Genomic DNA, 16928 nt, shown 5'->3' on the forward strand with positions numbered 1-16928 from the left:
GCGTCCAGCTGCCATGCTTGACCATCGACCGGCCCCCGGCTAAGGCCCACGGCATGGAAAAGCAAAAGAAACCCTCGCGCCAGCAGGTCTATACTCTGTTGGTCCAGATTGGCCGCAAGGATGGCGACGGCCTGCCCGAAGGCGCCACCGGCGCGGCGCTCATGTGCTATGCCAGCGGCGTGGACGAGGCCGAGGCCGTGCGCGAAACCGTCGCCATTCTCAAGCAGGCCGACACGGCTCCGCTGGACGTAACCGGCTATGGCACCCTGGCCGAGCGCGAGGCGCAGGGGCACGAGATCGACCCCGACGAACGCGCTCTGATGCAGAGGGCGCTTGAGGAAAACGCGGTTATTGTTGCGCAGATGACGCCCTTCTTCGGCGAAAAGCCCGAAGGCGCCTAGCGGCGCGTGCCGAACCACTTGCGATAGATCTGGTCATAGGTGCCATCTTCGCGGAGGCCCAGAAGCGCCTGGTTCACATCCTCGACCAGAGGTGACCCGGTCGGGAAGACGATACCGTAGTTTTCGCGCAGGAAGACGCCGCCGGTCATTGCCGCAATCTTGCGGCCTTCATGTGCGGCGAAATACGACAGGATCGGTGCGTCGAACACGACGGCATCTAGGTCCCCATCCTTGAACGCGGTCAACATGCTGTCTAGGTCTTCGTACCCGTTGAATTCGACCTCGCGCCGGTTCAGGAAACTGGCGGCGGTCGAACCCGAGATTGTCCCGACCTGTTTGCCGTACAGATCATTGACCGAGTTGATGTTGCTGGTGATCGCATCCACCGTCATGACCGAGGTGATCCGCGCGGTGAAAACCGACACGATGAACAGCGAGGATACGACCAGGATCACACCCAGAACTCTCCCGAACGGGGTCCGGGGCATCCGCTCTTCAAATCCGCCATTGACCACCAGGTTCAACGCCCACCAGAAGGACGGGAACCAGGCCTCGTTCAGGTCGCGGTCGAAATAGGGTTGGGATCGGCGTTCGAACCCCCACATCAGCATGCCGCCACCCAGCAGGATGGCAAAGGCCAGCCCGATGGCGATGAACAGCTCGCGTGACAGAAGCGCCTGCATCAAGGACGGGCTGCGCGCCGCGTCTGCTGGTACCATGATCTGAAGGCCGGCTTCGAAAATCGGCTGGCTGAAATCCATTCGGGCTTCACGGCCTGCGGTGATCGAAATATTCGCGATCGCCATGTCGGCTTCGCGGTTTTCGACCGCCGACAGCATGTCCCCGAACGCATCGACACGAACGACCGTGTATTCCCAATCCAGTTCTTCAGCCAGCGCGGCCAGCAGGTCCATTGAGAAGCCGGTGTCCTCGCCCTCATCCACATACGAGAACGGAGGACGCTCCACCGTCGTGACCGTCAGAGTTTCGGCTTGGCTGTGTTGTGCAAAGACCGCGAAGGTCAGGCAGATCAATGCGAAAAGGGCGCGCGTCATGGCTGGTTCACCTGTTTCGCGGCGCTCTAGCGCAATTTGCCATGGCGCGGCAAGGTCGTCGCGAGGTCATCGACCGGGATTTCTTTTTTGCCGTTTTTTCGGGCTGGGCGACCGGAAAACCACCGATCGGGGTTGGCATTGCGGCCAATTCGTTGAATCTGTGCGTGAACCCACATCCTGCCGACCCTGCGAGGCCCCTGAATGACCGACTCTGTCCAGTTGACCGCAGACCTGATCCGTTGCCCCTCGGTCACACCCGAGGAAGGCGGGGCGCTGATTCTGCTGGAAGATATCCTGGCGCGGGCCGGTTTCACCTGCACGCGGGTGGATCGCGGCGGCGTCTGCAACCTGTTCGCCCGGTGGGGCGACAAGGGGCATGCGCGCAGTTTCGGGTTCAACGGCCATACCGACGTGGTGCCGGTGGGCGATGAGGCCGCATGGACCCGCCCGCCGTTCGGCGCGGAAATCCATGATGGCATTCTGTACGGTCGGGGCGCGACCGACATGAAATCGGGGGTGGCGGCCTTTGTCGCGGCGGCGGTGGATTTCGTGCGCGACACCCCGCCAGACGGGGCGATCATCCTGACCATCACGGGGGACGAGGAAGGCGACGCGGTTGACGGCACCACCGCGCTGCTGGACTACATGCAGGCGCAAGACGAGCGGATGTCGGTCTGTCTGGTGGGCGAGCCGACCTGCCCCAACGAGATGGGCGAGATGATGAAGATCGGCCGCCGCGGGTCGATGACCGCGTGGTTCGAAGTGACGGGCGTGCAGGGCCATTCGGCCTATCCGCATCGCGCCAGAAACCCGCTGCCGGCCTTGGCGCGGCTGATCGATCGGCTGGCCAGTCACGAACTGGATCGGGGGACGGACCATTTCGACGCTTCGACCCTGGCGGTGGTCACGATGGACACCGGCAACGCGGCCACCAACGTCATTCCCGCCCAGTGCCGTGGCGCGGTGAACATCCGGTTCAACGACCTGCATACAGGCGCCAGTCTCAGTGACTGGCTGAAGGCGCAGGCGGCCGACGTGGCGGCCGAGTTCGGCGTTCAGATCGACACGCGGATCAAGGTCTCGGGCGAAAGCTTCGTGACCCCTCCGGGGCCGCTGTCGGAACTGGTGGCCCGCGCGGTCGAGGCCGAGACCGGCCGCCGGCCCGAGCTGTCCACCACCGGTGGCACCTCGGACGCGCGGTTCATCAAGGATCATTGCCCCGTGGTCGAGTTCGGTCTGGTCGGACGCACCATGCACCAGGTGGACGAATCCGTCCCGGTCGAGCAGATCCGTCAGCTCAAGGCGATCTATGCCCGGATCCTGGCCGATTATTTCGCCTGAGCGATTGATGCGTCCGGCCACTTTTTGGTCATGACGCGGTCGTATCGGCGTGCTAGGCGGAAATCATGAAACGCATACCGACCAAGCAGGAGATCCTCGACTGGATCTCGGCGAACCCCACGCTCACCTCGAAACGCGACATTGCCAAGGCCTTTGGCATCAAGGGCGCGGACCGGATCGACCTGAAACGGATCCTCAAAGAGCTTGAGGCCGAGGGCCATCTGGAAAAGCGCAAGCGCAGCTATCGCGACCCGGACCGCCTGCCGCCGGTCAGCGTGCTGCAGGTCAAGGCGCCGAACGCCGACGGCGACCTGTTCGCGCGGCCGCTGGAATGGCATGGCGAAGGGGTCGAGCCGATCGTGCTGATCATTTCCCGCGCCAGCGACCCGGCGCTGGGCGAAGGTGACCGGATCTTGGCCCGGCTGACCCAGGTGCATGAAGAAGACCACAATTACGAGGCCCGCCTGATCCGCCGCATCGGCGCCAATCCGCGCCGGGTCGTGGGGATTTTCCGCAAGGGCGCCGAGGGCGGGCGGATCGTGCCGATCGACAAGGCCGGATCGACCGAATGGCTGGTGGCTGAAGGCGCGTCGCTGGGCGCCAAGGATGGCGAGTTGGTCGAGGCCGAGCAGGCGGGGCCGAAAAACCGCATGGGGCTGCCGCGCGCGCGCATCGTGGAACGGCTGGGCGATCCGTCCGCGCCCAAGGCGGTGTCGCTGATCGCGATCCACCAGCATGGCATCCCGGATGATTTTCCCGATGACGTGATCGCCGAGGCCGACCGGGCCAAGCCCGTCGGGCTGAAAGGGCGCGAGGATCTGCGGGACATCCCTCTGCTGACCATCGACCCGTCGGACGCGCGCGACCATGACGACGCCTGCTATGCCCATGCCGATGACGATCCGAAAAACCCGGGCGGTCACGTGATCTGGGTCGCCATTGCCGATGTGGCCGCCTATGTGCGCCCCGGCAGTGCGCTGGACCGCGAGGCGCGCAGGCGGGGCAACTCGACCTATTTCCCCGACCGCGTCGTGCCGATGCTGCCCGACCGTCTGTCGGGCGATCTGTGTTCGCTGCACGAAGGCGTGCCGCGCGCCTGTATCGCGGTGCGGATGCGGATCGATGCAAACGGCAACAAGATCGACCACCGCTTTGTGCGGGGGCTGATGCCCTCGGCCGCGTCTCTGCATTATGCCGAGGTGCAGGAGGCCATCGACGGCACCCCCAATGACCGGACCGGCCCGCTGCTGGAGAGCGTTCTGAAGCCGCTCTATGCTGCCTATGGCGCGCTGAAGACGGCCCGCAACGAACGCCAGCCGCTGGACCTGGACCTGCCGGAACGCAAGATCGTGCTGAACGACAAGGGCGAGGTCGAAAGCGTCGCGTTCCGCGAGCGGCTGGACGCGCACCGGCTGATCGAGGAATTCATGATCCTGGCCAACGTGGCCGCGGCCGAGACGCTGATCGCCAAGCGCAGCCCGCTGCTGTTCCGCGTGCACGAGGAACCCGCGCCCGAAAAGCTGGAAAGCCTGCGTGAGACGGCACAGGCCGCCGGGCTGAATCTGGCCAAAGGGCAGGTGCTGCAGACCCGTCACCTGAACGCGCTGTTGAATGCCGCCGCCGGCACCGAGGATGCTGAGCTGATCAATCTCAGCACCTTGCGGTCGATGGCGCAGGCCTATTACAGCCCCGAGAACTTTGGCCATTTCGGGCTGGCGCTGCGCAACTATGCGCATTTCACCTCGCCCATCCGCCGCTATGCCGACCTGATCGTGCACCGGGCGCTGATCTCGGCCCATGGCTGGGGCAAGGACGGGCTGACCGCCGACGAGATCGAGCGTCTGGAGGAGATTGCCACCCACATCTCGGACACCGAGCGCCGCTCGATGATGGCCGAGCGCGACACGACCGACCGCTATCTGGCGGCCTATCTGAGCGAGCGCGTCGGCAACGAGTTCACCGGCCGCATCAGCGGCATCGCCCGGTTCGGGGCCTTCGTCAAACTGGACGAAACCGGGGCCGACGGGCTGGTGCCGGTGCGGTCGCTGGGGCGCGAGTTCTTCCACTTCGACGCCGAGGCCGGCACCCTGATGGGGGCCGATACCGGCCTGACCATCGCCATCGGCCAGCGGGTCACCGTGCGCCTGACCGAGGCCACGCCGGTAACCGGCGGGTTGGAGTTGGAGCTGCTGTCGATCGAAGATCAGGCCATGCCGCGCGGCGGCGGACGTGGGCGGCCTGGCCGTCCGACACGGCGCAAGGCGGTCAGCACCAAGCGCAAGAAGGACAAGATCAAACGCAAGGTCGAGCGCAAGCGCCGTCAGAGGTGATAGGTCAACGCCCGGGTGATCAGCCATCCATGCCGGACGGGGTCGATCTGTTCGATCCCGTCGAACAGGATGGCGCGATTGCCGTCAATCCTGTCAGCGTCGGGAAAGGCCGAGGTAAACTCACCGATAAGCCGGGTCTGGCAGTGGACAAACAGGGCAAACCGGGCGGAGGTGTGTCCACCCAGCCTGATGGTTGTCCCCTTGGGACTCAGATAGGCCGGTTGACCCCATCGCAGAGCCTCGGTCACCGAAACCGCCGGCTGAAGTTCCTGCGCAGTGGCGAAGACCAGATCGCGCAGAGCCAGAGCGCCGCTTCTGGTGTCCGCGGCGAATGCCTCGTAGGCAGACGCCACGTTGGGGTCATCGAAAAGCCTCATGGCAGGGGGATAGCCTGTTCCATCCGGTCAACATAACTGTTCAGCAGCGTATCCTGTTTGATGCGCCGGGTCAGCCGGGTATCGGCCGGAGTGGCCCGCATCGCAGCCAGCATCGGGCCGACGCTGAGGTCGGCCGAAGTGGGGTGATCCCCCAAAAGATACGGGGCCTGCCACAGATAGGCTGAGATCGCCTCGAGGTCGCGTTCGACCCGCGCCATCCGTTCAGCCTCGGAGAAGCGCCCGATCCCTTGGGACCGAAGGCCTTTCAAGACCGATTTCCGGACCGAGTTCGAGATCGGGCGTCGGACGATTCGGGGAATCTCATAGAAGAAGGTGTCGCGCAGAACTGGCCAAACCTCGTCGTTGGCCCAGCGGTCAATGACGATCTGGAAGTACAGATGTTCCTCGGCCATGCGGATCAACGCGCGGGACTGGCCCTTTTGCACATCGCTCAGGCCACGGTCGAATTCGGCGCCCTGCGCTTCCAACCAGTCGCGAATCTGGTCGCTGTCCGGCACCAGACGTTCGGGTGTGCGCAAAACCGGCAACTTGCTGTGCGGCATCTGTCGCGGATCGACCATGTCCGAACGGCGCCAATGCAGCCTGGCCAGCTGCAGCATATAGGCGGTTTTGACGCAAAAGGGGCTGGCGCTGAAAAGTCCGAAAGCGGAAGGGTAGGTAAGAAGGGTCAACATAATAGGCTCCGAAATTGGGGTGCCGCCGGTCTATCGCGGGCTAATGACAGTTTCTGTCATTAGGTTTAGATTGAATGACATCATGTCCCGCACCGCCCGACTGTTCCAATTGATGCAGGCCTTGCGGTCTGGCCCGTCGCCCAAGACCTCGGCGCAGTTGGCGCAGGATCTGGGGGTTTCGGCACGCACCGTGCATCGCGACATCGACGCTCTGCGTGGTCTCGGTGCAGTCATTGATGGCGAGGCCGGGTTCGGGTTCACCCTGATCGAAGACGCGACACTGCCGCCGCTGGGATTCACCGATGACGAGTTGGAGGCGCTGGTTCTTGGCCTACGCGAGGTGCAACTGATCGGAGACCCGGCTCTGTCGGACGCCGCCGGTGCGGCGCTGCGCAAACTGCAGGGCCGGCTGCCACACCGCCAATCCCACCGCCTGAGCCACGCAGTGCTGACCGCCACCCGGTTCGACCGTCCTGCCGCACCCAGCATCGAAGTTGCCGACCTGCGGCAGGCGACGTGGGACGAGCGTGTGGTCGAGTTCGACTATACCGATGCGAAAGGTGACGACACCCAGCGCCGCGTGAGCCCACTGAGCATCGTGTACATGGATCATGCCAGCGTACTGCTCAGCTGGTGCCATCTGAGGCGGGATTTTCGCGTGTTTCGGTTGGACCGGATGCGCGCGATGTCCGTCACCCAAGACAGTTTCCGCCCCAACCGCGTGCCTTTGCTGCGAGAGGCGCTGGCCAAGATCCGGGCCGAGCGCGAAGCAAAAGATCAAGAGAGCCAGTCCTGAGCGCTTTGTGATTTGCGCAATCTGGGGTACCCTGTCTGCGAGCAGTAATCAGGAAAACCTGAATCATGAAATATGTGTGTGGCTTTGTGGCCGCCGCATTTTGGGCATCCATCTTGCAGGCGGAGACTTCGAATACAACCAAACGACCACAGATCAGACCGGCGCTGGATTCGATCCAGTTGGCGTCGGCCGATCTGACGGTTTCGATCCGGCCGGTGCCAAGGCCGACCACCGGCATGCACCGGGTGGTCGTCGAAGGCAACACCAGCTTCGAGACTTGGTTGAACGCCTTCCGGCACCGGGCAGTTGCGGCAGGTATCCGGCCGCAGGTCCTGGACCGGTCATTGTCAGGCCTGACCTACGACAACGACGCCATCAAGCGCGATCGCAGTCAGGCCGAGTTCTCGAAACCGATCTGGGAGTATCTGGATTCGGCCGTGTCAGACCTGCGCATCGCGAATGGGCGCAAGGCGCTGGTGCGGTACAAGGATACGCTGGACCGGATCGAAGCCCGGTACGGGGTCGAAAAAGAGGTGGTGGTCGCGGTCTGGGGGCTGGAAACATCCTACGGCACGTATCGGGGCAGCAGCCAGACAATCCGGTCGCTTGCAACGCTTGCCCATGACGGGCGGCGCGCGCAGTTTTTTGAAACACAGTTGCTCGCGGCATTGCAAATCGTGCAGGCCGGCGACATCACCTCGGACCGAATGACGGGCAGTTGGGCGGGTGCCATGGGGCACACGCAATTCATGCCGACCTCATACCTCGAGCACGCGGTTGACTTCGACGGCGACGGACGCCGCGACATCTGGTCGGATGATCCTACGGATGCGCTTGCGTCTGCTGCCGCCTACCTTGCCAAGTTCGGGTGGACCAAAGGTCAGCCATGGGCGGTCGAGGTGCGTTTGCCCAAAGGGTTCGACTATGCCAGCGCCAGTCGGGACGTTAGTTTGCTGCCTTCGGAATGGGCCGCACGCGGCGTCCGCGCTGCGAACGGCGGTGACATCCCAGATTTTGGACCCGCCTCGATCCTGCTGCCGGCCGGCAGCGGCGGCGTGGCCCTGATGATCTTTGACAATTTCAGCGTGATCGAGCGTTACAACGGCGCCGATGCCTATGTGATCGGCATCGGCCACCTGTCAGACCGGCTGGCCGGGCAGGGTCCGTTCCGCGCAAGCTGGCCGCGCGGCGACCGGGTGCTGAGTTTTACCGAACGCAAGGAGTTGCAGCTGCGCCTGACCCTGGCTGGGTTCGACACGCAGGCCATCGACGGGCGGATCGGTCCGAACACCATCAATGCGCTGCGGGCCTACCAAATGGCGCGAGGTCTTTTGCCGGATGGGTATGCCACCGTGCAATTGCTGGAACGGATGCGCTGAACGAAAAAGGGCGGCCCATCGGACCGCCCGTTTGCGATTTTTTCCTGAGATCAGGAGGCCGCTTTCATCAAGCCTTGGGCGATGATCTCGGCCTGCGCCTCGTCCAGCGACTTGTAGATGCGCACGAACATCTCGTCGATATCTGCCGGGGTCAGGATCAGCGGCGGCGAGATGATCATCCGGTCGCCCACATGGCGCATGATAAGGTTGTTGGCAAAGCAGCGATCGCGGCAGATGTACCCGACCGTGCCCGGATCGGAGGCGAACTTGGCCCGGCTGGCCTTGTCCGGCGTCAGCGCGATCGAGGCCATCATGCCCACAATCTTGGCTTCGCCCACCAGCGGGTGCTCGACCAGCGCCTCCCATTTCTGTTTCAGATAGGGGGCCGCGACATCGCGCACATGCTCGACGATCTTTTCTTCTTCCAGAATGCGCAGGTTTTCCAGCGCGACGGCCGCCGCGACGGGGTGGCCCGAATAGGTATAGCCGTGGTTGAACTCGGTCCCGCCGATCACCTCGGCGATCTCGTCATTGACGATCGAGCCGCCGATGGGCGCATAGCCCGAGCTGAGCCCCTTGGCGATGGTCATGATATGCGGGCGGATGTTCATGGTCTGCGAGCCGAACCAGTTTCCGGTGCGGCCAAAGCCGCAGATCACCTCGTCGGCGATCAGCAGGATGTCATACTTGTCGCAGATGCGCTGGATTTCCGGCCAGTAGGTGTCGGGCGCGACGATCACGCCGCCCGCACCCTGGACCGGCTCGGCGATGAACGCGGCAACGCGGTCTTCGCCCAGTTCCAAGATCGCCTCTTCCAGCTCGCGTGCGCGGGCCAGACCGAACTCTTCGGGCGTCATGTCGCCGCCCTCGGCCCACCAGTTGGGCTGGTTGATGTGGTGGATGTTCGGGATCGGGATGCCGCCCTGCGCGTGCATGCCGGCCATGCCGCCCAGCGAAGCCGACCCGACGGTCGACCCGTGATAGGCGTTGTGGCGGCTGATGATGATGTTCTTGTTGGGGTGACCCTTTTCCGCCCAATAAGTACGGACCAGACGGATGTTGGTGTCATTGGCCTCGGACCCGCCGGCGGCGAAGAAGACATGATTCAGGTCACCCGGTGCCAGTTCGGCCAGCTTGGCCGCCAGCGCGATCGCCGGGACATGGGTCGTTTTGAAGAAGGTGTTGTAGTAGGGCAGTTCGCGCATCTGGCGCGCCGCCACTTCGGCCAGTTCGTCGCGGCCATAGCCGACGTTCACGCACCACAGGCCGGCCATGGCATCCAGGATCTCTTCGCCCTCGCTGTCGGTCAGATAGACGCCCTTGGCTCGGGTGATGACGCGCGCGCCTTCCTTGCCCAGTGCGCCGTTGGCCGAAAACGGGTGAAGGTGATGCGCCGCATCCAGGGCCTGCAATTCGGCGGTCGGCATGTGGTTGGTGATGGTCGACATCGGTCTCTACTCCTGCAACAGCGGTTGCCGTCACAATATGATCAAATTTTTTCCTGTCAATCGAATCGCGCTGACCTATTCGGTCGCCAGCGCCTCGGCCATCAGTTCCATGCCCTGTTCGATATCCTGGGTCGTTGCTTTTGCGACTTTTTCAGCGTCGCTGGCGCGCAAGGCATCGATGATGTCCTTGTGCCGGTCTGGAAGGCTCTGGGTGCCGAAGCGCCCGCAGACGACGCGCAAGGACGGCCCGAATCGCAGCCACAGGCGCTCGGCCAAATCCTTTAGAATCGGCGCGCCGGCATGGTCATAGAGTTTTTCGTGGAATGCATGGTTCAGGCGAAGATAGCCGCCAACGTCCCCGTCGGCGATCGTGCGATCCAGCTGTTCGTCGATCTTTTCAAGCTGGTCGATATCCGCCGTGGTCATGTTGACTGCTGCGCGCCGGGAAAGCTCTGATTCTACGGCATTTCTGGCGAAAATCATCTGTTCGACATCTGTTGCGGTCAGAAGGGGAACGCTGACCCGCCGGTTGCCCTGAAAGATCAGCGCACCGTCCGAGATCAGGCGCCGGATAGCCTCGCGCACCGGGGTCATGCCCACGCCCAGCGAATCGGTCAAGCCTTGGATCGTGACCGGTTGCCCCGGCACCAGATCGCCGAACATGATCTGCGACTTCAGTGTCTGGTACACCTGTTCATGTGCTGGTCGTTTTTCGGTCTGGGTCACTGCAGCAGATGCCTTATTTTTGATCAAATCCAATTGGTTCACCCCGATCCCAATGCTCCCGGCTTGTCAGGTTTCTTGCCCCGTGAAACCATACGACGTATCGAGGGAAAACGCAAAACTTGATCAAATCCAAAAAAACGGGAAAATGCCCGTACACTTGCAGGGAGAAGAAAATGAAAATCAAAACGCTGACGATGACGGCAATTGTCGCATTGGGGACGTCGGCCGCTGTTGCGGAAGAGGTGCGCGTATACAACTGGTCGGACTACATCGACGAGGAGTTGCTGAGCAAATTCCAGGAAGAGACGGGTCTGACCCTGATCTACGACGTGTTCGACAGCAACGAGGTTCTGGAAACCAAGATGCTGGCCGGAGGATCCGGTTACGATGTGGTGGTGCCGTCGGGCACCTTCCTTCAGCGCCAGATCCAGGCTGGAGCCTTCCAGAAACTGGACATGTCCAAGCTGCCCAATGCAGTTAACCTCTGGGATGTGATCCAGGAACGTACGGCCGGATATGACCCGGACAACGCCTATTCGATCAACTACATGTGGGGCACCACGGGGCTGGGCGTGAATGTCGACAAGGTCAAGGAAGTGCTGGGCGACGATGCGCCCTTGAACAGCATGGACCTGGTGCTGAAGCCCGAGAACATGGAAAAGCTGGCCTCATGCGGCGTCCATTTCCTGGACGCGCCGTCCGAGATCATTCCCATGGTACTCCAGTACATTGGCGAAGATCCGGACAGCCATGACACCGACGTGATCGCCAAGACCGAAGAGGTGCTGACGGGCGTGCGTCCCTACATTCAGAAGTTCCACAGCTCGGAATACATCAATGCACTGGCCAATGGGGACATCTGCGTGGCCGTGGGCTGGTCGGGCGACATTCTGCAGGCCCGCGATCGGGCGGATGAGGCCGACAACGGTGTGACCATCGAATACCATCCGTTTGCCGAAGGCTCGCTGATGTGGTTCGACCAGATGGCCATTCCGGTGGATGCACCCAACCCGGACGGCGCGCATAAATTCCTGAACTTCATCCTGGATGCCAACAACATGGCGGCGGCGTCGAACTACGTCTACTACGCCAACGGCAACAAGGCGTCGCAGGAGTTTCTGGAAGAAGACGTGATCGGCGATCCGGCGATCTACCCGGATGATGCCACGATGCAGAACCTCTACATCACCACGCCTTACCCGGCCAAAACGCAGCGGGTCGTGACCCGCCTGTGGACCAAGATCAAATCGGGCACCTGATCCGAAATGATTGCGCAAGGCAGAATGGTTCTGCCTTGCGCACAACCTGTACAGGCTGACTTACGGGGGCCGATTTGAACTCTACCGTCTTTGCGCCGTGGGAAGATCCGCAGGCGAAACCCTTGATCCAGTTCAAAAATGTGACCAAGCGATTCGGGGACTTTACTGCCATCGACAATCTGTCGCTGGACATCTTCGAGCGGGAATTCTTTGCTTTGCTGGGGCCGTCGGGTTGCGGCAAGACGACGATGATGCGGATGCTGGCGGGGTTCGAGAAACCCACCGAAGGCCACATCATGCTGAGTGGTCAGGACATCGACCCGGTGCCGCCGAACAAGCGGGCGGTCAACATGATGTTCCAGTCCTATGCGCTGTTTCCCCATCTGAACGTCTGGGACAACATCGCCTTTGGCCTGCGCCGGGACAACATGCCCAAGCATGATTTGGAAGACCGGGTCGAGGAGATGCTGCGCCTGACCCGTCTTGAGAAATTCGCCCGCCGCAAACCGCACCAGATTTCCGGTGGCCAGCGTCAGCGCGTGGCGCTGGCCCGGTCGCTGGCCAAGGCGCCCAAACTGCTGCTGCTGGACGAACCTCTTGGTGCACTGGATAAAAAGTTGCGCCAGGACACCCAGTTCGAACTGATGGACATTCAGGAAAAGACCGGCACCACCTTCGTGATCGTGACCCACGACCAGGAAGAGGCGATGACGGTGGCCAGCCGTGTTGCGGTGATGGATCAGGGCAAGCTGATGCAGGTCGCAACGCCCGACCGCATTTATGAGAACCCCAATTCCGTCTATGTCGCCGATTTCATCGGGGACGTGAACATTATCGAAGGTCGTGCAACCGCAGCCGGTGAGGGCACGTACAGTATCGAATGGGCCGAGGGCCAGCCGCCTCTGACCGCCACGTCCGCGGCAAGCTTCGGAAACGGTCAGACCTGCCACCTGGCCATCCGGCCGGAAAAGGTAACGATCTCGGCCGAGCGTCCTGCCGATGCCGTCAACGCAGTGCAGGGCAAGGTGCATGACATTGCCTATTTGGGCAACCTGTCGACCTACCATGTCGAATTGCCAAACGGGACGATCATCAAGGCGCAAACGGCCAACACACGGCGGATTTCCCGCCGGTCCTTTACTTGGGAAGACCCTGTCTGGCTGTCCTGGACAGCCACGGCGGCGGTTCTGCTGGCAGACTGATGCGCCGCGCGGTCCTGATCGCCATTCCCTATGTCTGGCTGCTGGCCCTGTTCCTGGTGCCGTTCTTCATCGTGTTGAAGATCTCGCTGTCGGACATCGCGCTTGCGATCCCGCCCTACACCCCGACCCTTGATCTGTCGCAGGGCTGGGCCGGGATAAAGGAATTCTTCAGCCTACTGGATTTCGAGAATTTCGTCTGGCTGACCGAGGATGACCTGTACTGGAAAGCCTACCTGTCCAGCGTCAAGATCGCGCTGATCGCGACCGCGCTGACCCTGCTGGTGGGCTATCCCATCGCCTATGGCATGGCCCGCGCGCCCGAGGAATGGCGTCCGACGCTGATGATGCTGGTGATCCTGCCGTTCTGGACCTCGTTCCTGATCCGCGTCTATGCGTGGATGGGGATCCTGTCGAACGAAGGCTACCTGAACCAGTTCCTGCTGTGGACGGGCATCATCTCGACCCCGCTGACCATTCTGAACACGCAGACGGCCGTCTATATCGGCATCGTCTACACCTATCTGCCGTTTATGATCCTGCCGATCTACGCCGCGCTCGATCGGCTGGACGGCTCGCTGATCGAGGCGGCCGAGGATCTGGGCTGTTCGCGCACGCAGGCCTTCTGGCTGGTGACCATCCCACTGTCGCGCCCGGGCATCATTGCGGGATGCTTCCTGGTGATGATCCCGGTGATCGGTGAATTCGTGATCCCCTCGCTGCTGGGCGGGTCGGGCACGCTGATGATAGGCAAGGTCTTGTGGGAGGAGTTCTTCTCGAACCGCGACTGGCCGGTGGCCAGCGCCGTGGCGGTGATCCTGCTGCTGATCCTGGTGATCCCGATCGTGCTGTTCCAGCGCAACCAGCAGAAACAGGCGGAGGCAGAGCAATGAACAGGCTGAGCTGGTTCAACACGGTCTCGCTGACGCTGGGCTTTGCGTTTCTGTACATCCCGATGGTGATCCTGATCATCTTCAGCTTCAATGAAAGCAAGCTGGTCACGGTCTGGGCCGGGTTCTCGACCAAATGGTATGGCGAACTGATGCAGAACCAGGCGTTTCTGGATGCGGCTTGGGTCACCGTTCGCGTTGCCGTGTTCTCGTCCACGCTGGCGACCATTCTGGGCACCATGGCCGCCTATGTCATGGTGCGGGGCGGGCGGTTCTTTGGCCGCACGCTGTTCTCCGGGATGATCTATGCGCCGCTGGTGATGCCCGAGGTGATCACCGGCCTGTCGCTGCTACTGCTGTTCATCGGCATCGGGCTGGACCGAGGCATCCTGACCATCGTGCTGGCGCATACGACCTTTTCGATGTGCTACGTCTCGGTCGTGGTGTCCTCGCGGCTGGTGACGTTCGATCATTCGCTGGAAGAGGCGGCGCTGGATCTGGGCTGCTCGCCGGCGCAGGCCTTCAGGTTGGTGACGCTCCCGATCATCGCGCCTGCGGTGATCTCGGGGTGGCTGCTGGCCTTCACCCTGTCGCTGGATGACCTGGTGATCGCGTCCTTCACGTCCGGCCCCTCGGCCACGACCCTGCCGATCAAGATCTTCTCGGCGGTGCGTCTGGGGGTCAGCCCGGAAATCAACGCGCTGTCGACCATCATGATCGCCGTGGTCACCGTCGGTGTGATCACTGCGTCGCTGGTGTCGAAACGTGCGATGGTCCGGCAGCGGCAAGAGGAACAAGCCGCCGCGCGCACCGAATGAGGCGGATCTTTCCGGCTTATACCTATGGCCCCGGCCCCCGTGGGGGGTGTTGGTGGGATGAAACCACTACGGCGCCTGACTGGCCCGTTCATTCGGGTGATTTGTCGACCGACGTTGCGATTGTCGGCGGCGGGTTCACCGGATTGTCTGCGGCCCTGCACCTCGCCGAACGCGGTGTTTCTGTCGCAGTGTTCGAGGCCGAAACTCTGGGCTGGGGCGCTTCGGGGCGCAATGGTGGGTTTTGCTGCCAAGGAGGGTCCAAGCTTGGTTCGGCGACACTTGCGCGGCGCTATGGGATTTCGGCGGCACAGGATTACGCGCAGGCCGAAACCGACGCGGTCGCCTTGGTTGCGGATCTTTTGCAGCGCTTTCGGATCGACGCAGACGTTCACTCCGAAGGAGAGACGCAGCTTGCGCACAGCCCGCGCGCGATGGAGCGGCTGCGGCGTCACGCGGAAAGCGGTGGGGTTCTGCATGAGCCGTCGGATTTGGAACGCCTCGGTATGGGGGGCCGTTTCTTTGGCGGATATACCGACCCGGTCGGCTTTGGGCTGAACCCGCAGAAATACCTGTTCGGGTTGGCCCGGGCCGCGCAGGCGCAAGGTGCCGCAGTATTCTCGAAAAGCCCGGTTCAGGACATCGGAAAAGCCGGGTCCGGGTACAAGATGAACACCCCCACGGGCCGTGTTCAGGCCAAGACGGTGTTGATCTGCACCAATGGTTATTCCAGCGACGATCTGCCCGACTGGTTGGCCGCCCGTTACATGCCTGCACAGTCTACGGTCATGGTGACACGTCCGTTGACCGAAGCTGAATTGCAGGCACAGGGGTGGACATCGCGCCAGATGGCGTACGACACGCGCAACCTGCTGCACTATTTCCGTCTGATGCCGGACAACCGGTTCCTTTTCGGAATGCGAGGAGGCCTAATGTCCTCGCCGCGCGCCGAAGCTGCGATCCGTCGCAAAGTACGCAGTGACTTTGATCGCATGTTCCCGGGTTGGGCCGAGGTTGAGGCAACTCATATGTGGTCAGGTATGGTTTGCCTGACCCGTGACCTGCTGCCCTTTGTCGGGGAGGTTCCGGGCCACCCGGGCTTGTTTGCCGGTCTGGCCTATCACGGGAACGGCGTGGCGATGGGCAGCTATTGCGGGCGGGCATTGGCCCGCTTGGTTTTGGGTGAGCCCGCGAATATTCCGGACGTCATCGCCAAACCGCCGTCAAAGTTCCCATTCGGGCGCTGGCGGCGACTGCTGATGCCACCGGCTTATGCGGCCATGGCTCTTGCCGATTTGTGATACGGCCCAGGGTCAGAGGGCCGCAACCTCAAGGTCAAACCCGGCCCTATAGGCTGGCGCACCATTCTCGGCCCGCCACAGGCAGTAGGCAGCCATACGCCAATTGTACCAGGGCTTTAGCTCGAGGTATCGGCGCACCGTCGGCGGGCTGTCATAGGCCGACAGAAACGTAGCCTCTTCCTCGGGGGTCAGCGCCTTGCCGCGATAGAGATGCTGCATGGCGGGTGACAGGAACAGGGCAAGATCCTCGCATGGGTCACCCATCGCCGGGCATTGCCAGTCGATCAGTGTCAGCCCCGCAGAGGAGACGAGGATGTTGCCGGCCACCGGGTCGCCATGGATCAGGCATACTCGGGGGGTCGGCGGCACCCGGACCCTGGGTTTGCGTTCGGCCAGAACGGCGCTGAGTTCCGAGCGGCAACCGTTCAAAATACGGGTGCCGTGATGATCGAGATCAACGCTTCCATTGCATCCCTTAGGGACCTCTAGCACGATTTCTCGGGCGTGCAGATCATGCAGCAGTTTCGCCACCTGCGCGGTCCCTTCTCGCCACGGAGTGCCAGCCGCATGGTCATAGAAAACCCAGCGATCCGGGCCAAAGCTGCCCGAGGCGCGAAGCCGCGGAACAAACCCCGTCGCAGCAAGTGCGTGCAGACAGGCTGCTTCGAGTTGGGCGTCGTTGCGAAACAGCGGGTTTTGAAGGGAAGACCGATAGAACTTCAAAACCCGGTCCGGCTCGGCGTCCAATACCTTCCACACCTGGTTCGTGCGTCCGCCATACAGCGTTTCGAACTGGGCGTCTTTTGCGATCAACCCGCTTTCGACAAGTTGGTCTGCAAGGCCGGGTGGAGGAGCGGTTGGAACGGACAGTTGAGACACCGGAGCGTTGCGAATCTGGACGGCCAATCCTTGGCCC

The 16928-nt window shown here is 62.3% G+C and carries 16 protein-coding genes; 10 read left to right on the plus strand and 6 right to left on the minus strand.

Annotated elements, in window-relative coordinates:
- Nucleotides 1-53 precede the first annotated feature (53 nt).
- Nucleotides 54-401 carry a DUF8846 family protein gene (locus AC2FML_RS12245; protein ID WP_170364843.1) on the plus strand — a complete coding sequence of 116 codons (348 nt, stop codon included), beginning with the start codon at nucleotides 54-56 and terminating at the stop codon, nucleotides 399-401.
- On the opposite strand, the gene AC2FML_RS12250 is transcribed toward AC2FML_RS12245, so the two are convergent.
- The gene (locus AC2FML_RS12250) at nucleotides 398-1456 is read right to left on the minus strand and encodes a transporter substrate-binding domain-containing protein (protein ID WP_496783322.1); all 1059 of its coding nucleotides are present in this window, start codon (nucleotides 1454-1456) and stop codon (nucleotides 398-400) included. The two genes, AC2FML_RS12245 and AC2FML_RS12250, sit on opposite strands and share 4 nt — an antisense overlap.
- A 201-nt stretch (nucleotides 1457-1657) precedes the next feature.
- On the opposite strand from AC2FML_RS12250, the gene dapE reads away from it, so the two are divergent.
- Both dapE and rnr read left to right on the plus strand, forming a co-directional pair.
- Complete coding sequence (gene dapE / locus AC2FML_RS12255) at nucleotides 1658-2797, plus strand: succinyl-diaminopimelate desuccinylase (RefSeq protein ID WP_496783323.1); 1140 nt, start codon at nucleotides 1658-1660, stop codon at nucleotides 2795-2797.
- Between the two features lie 65 nt (nucleotides 2798-2862).
- Nucleotides 2863-5127, plus strand: a complete 2265-nt coding sequence (gene rnr, locus AC2FML_RS12260) for a ribonuclease R (RefSeq protein ID WP_496783325.1) — start codon at nucleotides 2863-2865, stop codon at nucleotides 5125-5127.
- Here rnr and AC2FML_RS12265 read toward each other — a convergent pair.
- Both AC2FML_RS12265 and AC2FML_RS12270 read right to left on the minus strand, forming a co-directional pair.
- Entirely contained in the window at nucleotides 5118-5504 is a 387-nt protein-coding gene (locus AC2FML_RS12265; RefSeq protein WP_170444259.1) for a DUF1801 domain-containing protein, read from the minus strand. The two genes, rnr and AC2FML_RS12265, sit on opposite strands and share 10 nt — an antisense overlap.
- On the minus strand, nucleotides 5501-6199 hold the full coding sequence (locus tag AC2FML_RS12270) for a glutathione S-transferase family protein (protein ID WP_496783327.1): 699 nt from the start codon (nucleotides 6197-6199) through the stop codon (nucleotides 5501-5503). Before AC2FML_RS12270 ends, AC2FML_RS12265 begins: the two co-directional genes overlap by 4 nt.
- 82 nt (nucleotides 6200-6281) lie before the next feature.
- Here AC2FML_RS12270 and AC2FML_RS12275 point away from each other — a divergent pair, with 82 nt between their 5' ends.
- Both AC2FML_RS12275 and AC2FML_RS12280 read left to right on the plus strand, forming a co-directional pair.
- Nucleotides 6282-6995 carry a helix-turn-helix transcriptional regulator gene (locus AC2FML_RS12275; RefSeq protein ID WP_170360739.1) on the plus strand — a complete coding sequence of 238 codons (714 nt, stop codon included), beginning with the start codon at nucleotides 6282-6284 and terminating at the stop codon, nucleotides 6993-6995.
- 65 nt (nucleotides 6996-7060) lie between these two features.
- Nucleotides 7061-8374, plus strand: coding sequence for a lytic murein transglycosylase (locus AC2FML_RS12280; RefSeq protein WP_170588557.1), 1314 nt, complete (start codon nucleotides 7061-7063; stop codon nucleotides 8372-8374).
- 50 nt (nucleotides 8375-8424) lie between these two features.
- Here the strand turns inward: AC2FML_RS12280 and AC2FML_RS12285 are convergent, their stop codons facing one another.
- On the minus strand, nucleotides 8425-9822 hold the full coding sequence (locus AC2FML_RS12285) for an aspartate aminotransferase family protein (protein WP_170433940.1): 1398 nt from the start codon (nucleotides 9820-9822) through the stop codon (nucleotides 8425-8427).
- 75 nt (nucleotides 9823-9897) lie between these two features.
- On the minus strand, nucleotides 9898-10581 hold the full coding sequence (locus AC2FML_RS12290; protein WP_093964408.1) for a GntR family transcriptional regulator: 684 nt from the start codon (nucleotides 10579-10581) through the stop codon (nucleotides 9898-9900).
- Between the two features lie 140 nt (nucleotides 10582-10721).
- Here AC2FML_RS12290 and AC2FML_RS12295 point away from each other — a divergent pair, with 140 nt between their 5' ends.
- The 5 genes from AC2FML_RS12295 to AC2FML_RS12315 all read left to right on the plus strand — a co-directional run bounded on the left by AC2FML_RS12295 (nucleotide 10722) and on the right by AC2FML_RS12315 (nucleotide 16012).
- On the plus strand, nucleotides 10722-11807 hold the full coding sequence (locus tag AC2FML_RS12295; protein WP_093964222.1) for a polyamine ABC transporter substrate-binding protein: 1086 nt from the start codon (nucleotides 10722-10724) through the stop codon (nucleotides 11805-11807).
- A 74-nt stretch (nucleotides 11808-11881) separates the two neighbouring features.
- Nucleotides 11882-13009: an ABC transporter ATP-binding protein gene (locus tag AC2FML_RS12300; RefSeq protein ID WP_170342175.1), complete on the plus strand. Its 1128-nt coding sequence runs from the start codon at nucleotides 11882-11884 to the stop codon at nucleotides 13007-13009.
- Nucleotides 13009-13899 carry an ABC transporter permease subunit gene (locus tag AC2FML_RS12305; RefSeq protein ID WP_170342177.1) on the plus strand — a complete coding sequence of 297 codons (891 nt, stop codon included), beginning with the start codon at nucleotides 13009-13011 and terminating at the stop codon, nucleotides 13897-13899. Before AC2FML_RS12300 ends, AC2FML_RS12305 begins: the two co-directional genes overlap by 1 nt.
- A complete protein-coding gene (locus AC2FML_RS12310) occupies nucleotides 13896-14714 on the plus strand; it encodes an ABC transporter permease (protein WP_496783331.1) in 819 nt (272 codons plus the stop codon). Before AC2FML_RS12305 ends, AC2FML_RS12310 begins: the two co-directional genes overlap by 4 nt.
- Nucleotides 14711-16012 (plus strand): NAD(P)/FAD-dependent oxidoreductase, encoded by a 1302-nt coding sequence (locus AC2FML_RS12315; protein ID WP_496783332.1) that lies wholly within the window; start codon nucleotides 14711-14713, stop codon nucleotides 16010-16012. Before AC2FML_RS12310 ends, AC2FML_RS12315 begins: the two co-directional genes overlap by 4 nt.
- A gap of 12 nt (nucleotides 16013-16024) precedes the next feature.
- On the opposite strand, the gene AC2FML_RS12320 is transcribed toward AC2FML_RS12315, so the two are convergent.
- Nucleotides 16025-16918: a phosphotransferase gene (locus tag AC2FML_RS12320; RefSeq protein ID WP_496783334.1), complete on the minus strand. Its 894-nt coding sequence runs from the start codon at nucleotides 16916-16918 to the stop codon at nucleotides 16025-16027.
- Nucleotides 16919-16928 lie beyond the last annotated feature (10 nt).

It is taken from the genome of Ruegeria sp. BHSC029, from assembly GCF_059613085.1.

Excerpts from the sequence above, each read along its gene's own strand:
- AC2FML_RS12280 (WP_170588557.1), top strand. The coding sequence starts at position 7,061 with ATGAAATATGTGTGTGGCTTTGTGGCCGCCGCATTTTGGGCATCCATC.
- AC2FML_RS12315 (WP_496783332.1), top strand. The coding sequence starts at position 14,711 with ATGAGGCGGATCTTTCCGGCTTATACCTATGGCCCCGGCCCCCGTGGG.
- rnr (WP_496783325.1), top strand. The coding sequence starts at position 2,863 with ATGAAACGCATACCGACCAAGCAGGAGATCCTCGACTGGATCTCGGCG.
- AC2FML_RS12265 (WP_170444259.1), bottom strand. The coding sequence starts at position 5,504 with ATGAGGCTTTTCGATGACCCCAACGTGGCGTCTGCCTACGAGGCATTC.
- AC2FML_RS12270 (WP_496783327.1), bottom strand. The coding sequence starts at position 6,199 with ATGTTGACCCTTCTTACCTACCCTTCCGCTTTCGGACTTTTCAGCGCC.
- AC2FML_RS12305 (WP_170342177.1), top strand. The coding sequence starts at position 13,009 with ATGCGCCGCGCGGTCCTGATCGCCATTCCCTATGTCTGGCTGCTGGCC.
- AC2FML_RS12275 (WP_170360739.1), top strand. The coding sequence starts at position 6,282 with ATGTCCCGCACCGCCCGACTGTTCCAATTGATGCAGGCCTTGCGGTCT.
- AC2FML_RS12310 (WP_496783331.1), top strand. The coding sequence starts at position 13,896 with ATGAACAGGCTGAGCTGGTTCAACACGGTCTCGCTGACGCTGGGCTTT.
- AC2FML_RS12245 (WP_170364843.1), top strand. The coding sequence starts at position 54 with ATGGAAAAGCAAAAGAAACCCTCGCGCCAGCAGGTCTATACTCTGTTG.
- AC2FML_RS12250 (WP_496783322.1), bottom strand. The coding sequence starts at position 1,456 with ATGACGCGCGCCCTTTTCGCATTGATCTGCCTGACCTTCGCGGTCTTT.
- dapE (WP_496783323.1), top strand. The coding sequence starts at position 1,658 with ATGACCGACTCTGTCCAGTTGACCGCAGACCTGATCCGTTGCCCCTCG.
- AC2FML_RS12285 (WP_170433940.1), bottom strand. The coding sequence starts at position 9,822 with ATGTCGACCATCACCAACCACATGCCGACCGCCGAATTGCAGGCCCTG.
- AC2FML_RS12295 (WP_093964222.1), top strand. The coding sequence starts at position 10,722 with ATGAAAATCAAAACGCTGACGATGACGGCAATTGTCGCATTGGGGACG.